A 702-nucleotide genomic window follows, 5' to 3' on the forward strand; every position below is an offset into this window, starting at 1 on the left:
GCCCGACCCCGCGCGCCCCTACCACGACGGGCCCCGTCCCGGGCCCGCCCGGCCTCGCGCGGGGTAGGGCGGGCGGGCCCGCTCCCCGTCGCGCACGGCGAGGCGCCGCAGCATCCCGCGCACCCGGTCGCTCGACTCGTCGGCGGCGTCGATGGCCTCGATGCACTGCCAGTAAAGGCCCTCCTCGTCGGTGGCGCAGGCCACGCCCACGAGCGCGATCCCCACCTCCCCGAGAAGCTCTCCGAGCTCGGTCAACGCCCCGCACGGGTCCGCGACTTCGGTCAGCTGGGCCGCGCGCGGTCCGCCCGCGCCCCAGGTCGGGTACTCCCCGATCTCGCTCAATCCCCGCGCCTCGCCCCGCAGCTCCATCGGTCCGCAGAGCGCGAGGTGACTCCCTATCGCCTGGGCGAGCGCCTGGGCCTGCCNNGTGCCGGCCGAGCGCGATGAGTCGCTCCGCTTCCATCAACGCCGCCCCCGTTCGTACGACTTACTGCCCACTCACTCCACTACCCAGAGTGAGGCCGCCTGAGCCTCGACACCAGAGGAATTCGGAAATCTGTGGACAGGAAGCCTGACGGGGAAAAGTCGATCACTCCGAAGAGTGACGATCTCCGTCCGTAGCCCCGTTCGTGCCTCCGTTCGCGCCTCCGCCCCCGCCCCCTCCGCCCCTCCTCCGTACGGGAAATCGGACCTCGTTCCGGT

Annotated in this window: 1 pseudogene; it reads right to left on the reverse strand. The window is 72.3% G+C overall.

The annotated features are described in order from the left end of the window. Positions 1–18: 18 nt before the first annotated feature. Positions 19–423: pseudogene (locus CCN56_RS41490) on the reverse strand (DUF6099 family protein); the annotation flags it as partial. Between the last annotated feature and the right edge of the window lie 279 nt (positions 424–702).

Origin of the sequence: Streptomyces sp. NRRL B-24572 (assembly GCF_002156145.1) — a bacterium.
Lineage (GTDB): Bacteria > Actinomycetota > Actinomycetes > Streptomycetales > Streptomycetaceae > Streptomyces > Streptomyces vietnamensis.